At 39.6% G+C, this 3409-nt stretch carries 4 protein-coding genes and 1 CRISPR repeat array; all 4 genes read right to left on the bottom strand.

What is annotated here, in order from left to right:
- Nucleotides 1-851, bottom strand: an 851-nt coding sequence (locus tag WMO25_RS16380; protein ID WP_349086231.1) for an AAA family ATPase, incomplete at its 3' end; no start/stop codon positions are given.
- An 81-nt stretch (nucleotides 852-932) separates the two neighbouring features.
- On the bottom strand, nucleotides 933-1352 hold the full coding sequence (locus tag WMO25_RS16375) for a YbjN domain-containing protein (RefSeq protein ID WP_349086230.1): 420 nt from the start codon (nucleotides 1350-1352) through the stop codon (nucleotides 933-935).
- A gap of 103 nt (nucleotides 1353-1455) precedes the next feature.
- Nucleotides 1456-1908 carry a hypothetical protein gene (locus tag WMO25_RS16370; protein ID WP_349086229.1) on the bottom strand — a complete coding sequence of 151 codons (453 nt, stop codon included), beginning with the start codon at nucleotides 1906-1908 and terminating at the stop codon, nucleotides 1456-1458.
- A gap of 89 nt (nucleotides 1909-1997) precedes the next feature.
- Nucleotides 1998-2258, bottom strand: coding sequence for a CRISPR-associated endonuclease Cas2 (gene cas2, locus WMO25_RS16365; RefSeq protein ID WP_349086227.1), 261 nt, complete (start codon nucleotides 2256-2258; stop codon nucleotides 1998-2000).
- Nucleotides 2259-2365: 107 nt separating this feature from the next.
- A CRISPR array of direct repeats spans nucleotides 2366-3066; the repeat unit is 29 nt; unit sequence GTTTCAATCTCTCATAGGTACGGTTCAAC.
- Between the last annotated feature and the right edge of the window lie 343 nt (nucleotides 3067-3409).

Genomic DNA, 3409 nt, shown 5'->3' with positions numbered 1-3409 from the left:
ACCTTAGGATGTGATTTCTCGATTTCATCAAAGATCAATACCGATGCAGGGTGGTCATGTACAAATCCTGTCAAACTTCCCGGACGCGGGGCTTTATAATTCGCATCGGCACCTGTCAGCTCAAAAGCCGAATTGTCATCCGCATATCCGCTCATATCAAAACGTTTGACAGGCATCTCCATGGCCTGTGCCGCCTCCGTTGCCAGATATGTTTTGCCAACCCCCGGACTTCCGGCAAAAAGAAATATCGCCTTGGGCTTACTTCGATTTTTCTCCATCAAAGCAGACAATTCACCCTCAAAATAACCATCAGAAAATCTTTTGATAATATTATCCTGACCAACAATCTTTTCCAACAGTGCATCTCTGAGCTTCACTGTCCGTTCAACCAATCTATCTACCGAGCTTGTTAAATTATCCGATGTCTCCGTTTTCTTTTGGCAAGCTGCCTCCGGCTTCTCTCTTCCACCGTCATCTGCCACTTTCAGCAATCCCTTCATAACATCCGCATGAATTGTCCTTTTGACATATCTAAAGGCATCCGATGCAGATCGCCTGCTCATGCTGAGCCATATACGAAACTCACGAATACGCTGTTTCTCCAAATCAGTGACAGGCTCACCTTGATTCAGCATCACATCATCTTCTTCCGAATCCGGATCTTCATCAATCGTCTTCACTAATTCTTCATATTCCTTCTGATCATAGGATTTCCCTTTAAGAATATCACTGGCCCATCCTACTCTAAGCATCGCAGCATAAATACTTTGCAACCTCACCAAATCATCATCGGGTGTGTCTTGAACCCGCCTTGCTTCTTCCAAGATAAGTGATAATAACTCTGTCTGCATAACAATTCTCCCTATGTACAAAACAGAGCCTGCCAAAATTATATCCGGCAAGCCCTATATTCTCCTTCGCTTATCTACCGCTTATGCCCATATTGCTTTATTGATTACCGGATAAGCATCGTCAATAATCGCAGCCATCCTCATAACAAGTTCCAGTACCTCTTCTCCGGCTGTCACCTCATCAATTACGGCATCATCTGCCACTACAATATCCATATCGTCATCAATACAGAACTTCACCCACCGCTTCTTCGCATTCAATGTGTTGCAGCACATCAGCGCCTGCGGGAACTGGTTCTCTTTGATCTGAATAAAATCAAAACATCTGATACCGACAGACCTTCCGTTCGGATCAAAAACAACAATCACTGTCATCTTGGCATTCTCCAACTTAAAACTCAATCGAACAATTTCACTGCCGTCTTTCATCTGCTCTACCGGTCTGTGTGAATATTCCCTCTTATCCAATTCATCAATAAACAACTGTGTCACCTTAAGCATTATTCTACCCCAATAAATTAATTTTTGAAGACAAACATGTCCTCCATCTCTTATAGATACAGTATATATGTCATTATATCGTATATATACCGCATTTTCAATGTCAAGCTCTCAGATCCAGGAACTGATTAATCAGACTATTTACAGTACTGTCCTCCGGATCTATCGTGTAATCATCGATATCCCCTTTATCGTCCCAGTCATCATCATATCCATAGTCACATATGGTATTATCCCTAGATGATTCCCGTCCATTGTCTTCATTCGTTAAATGGCCCTTTATTGGTGCTTCCCATATATTTGCTCTGTTCGTATTCCGGGAACCGTCCTTAATCACAGCCTTTAATATCCAATAAGCCATTCCAATTATAATCATATACATAATCATTCGGGCAAGCAGCGCCGAAAAATCCGTTAAATTATTCAATCCCTGATCCGTCCAACGAAACGCCAGACAAGCAGCTGTACTGAGCATGCACGCAACAAGCGACTGCTTTTTGATAATCAGCATCATCAAACCAACCCACATCCAAAAATTCCATAATTTTTTTAACATATCAATCTCCTCTTTCTTCATAAGTTTAACGCTTAACTCGCTTCACGTATTGAATCAGATTTGACATGCTTTTTTCCTCACAGATTCTTTCAAATAATATTTGTACTTTTCAATACTGTCCCAATCTGCTCCTTACTGGCGTATTTCGAAGAATCCAAATGATAAATACAAACGGCATCTTCTTCCGGTACGATCAACTGCTGCAATTCATTCTTCAACCGTTTCAATTGCCCTTCCGTTATTGCACCATCAAACACAGACTTCTGCACATGGTTTAAATATTTGCGACATATTTTCTTTGCTTTTCCAACGCGTTTTGCATTTATATCATAGGACAAGATCACAAACATCTTTGCACCGCCTATTCGAAAAAATTAAATTTATCTGTTATTTAAGCTCTATAGGTACGGCTCAACCCTATCATTCGAGTTCGTACATCTGGTGCCGGATATGGAACATTTCAATCCCTCATAGGTACGGTTCAACGAGGAACATTATACAGATGAAAACTTTGACTATTACCGACCTGGTAACGTTTCAATCTCTCATAGGTACGGTTCAACAGAATAAGAATCATTCACTTTCTGCTCTCAAGCACCAGCTGGTTTCAATCTCTCATAGGTACGGTTCAACTATCTTTTATGATAAATGTACTTTTCGTAGAAGATTTCGTTTCAATCTCTCATAGGTACGGTTCAACTATCTTTTATGATAAATGTACTTTTCGTAGAAGATTTCGTTTCAATCTCTCATAGGTACGGTTCAACATAAAGAGACCAATGCTTCAATATGTCCGAAGAGGTTTCAATCTCTCATAGGTACGGTTCAACTAGGAACAAAATGAAAAATAGAAGAAGTATTGATATGTTTCAATCTCTCATAGGTACGGTTCAACGTAAACTTTATAATTTAATAAGAGAGAAAATTTCGTTTCAATCTCTCATAGGTACGGTTCAACAAAAATGAATAAATATTTTCACGAATTTACACCTGGCTTTAGTTTCAATCTCTCATAGGTACGGTTCAACCTGCGAAGATCATTTCTATGTTCCGTTTTCGAACTGGGTTTCAATCTCTCATAGGTACGGTTCAACACTGATGTCCAGGCGACAAAAGAAGAGCTTAAGAAGTTTCAATCTCTCATAGGTACGGTTCAACCACAGTATTTACTGCGTTTTCTGTTTTCATTATACCCCATTTTCCCTGTTTTTCAACCTTTTTCTTCAAAAAAGTCGGTCAACCTCTTCATGGCAAATTCCCGCAAAGCCTTGATTCTACTGGCTTTTTTATTTTTGTCAAAATTGACTCGGAGGTTCACCGACTTTTTGACTGTTTTTTGCTGTTTTCAACACTTTTTCATGCTGTTTTTGTCCTGGAGGCCTTGATTTTACTGGGTTGGAGGTTCACCGACTTTTTTTACAGAATTTTTAACAATCTTTGTTTTAATCAAAGAAAAAGCTCCAGTCCTCTCACAAAAACTGAAGCCTCTTTTGAATATCTC

Origin of the sequence: Coprococcus intestinihominis (assembly GCF_040096555.1) — a bacterium.
GTDB classification, from domain to species: domain Bacteria; phylum Bacillota; class Clostridia; order Lachnospirales; family Lachnospiraceae; genus Coprococcus_A; species Coprococcus_A intestinihominis.
The sequence above is the reverse complement of the archived record's forward strand: the minus strand, read 5'-3'. Positions and strand labels throughout refer to the sequence as shown.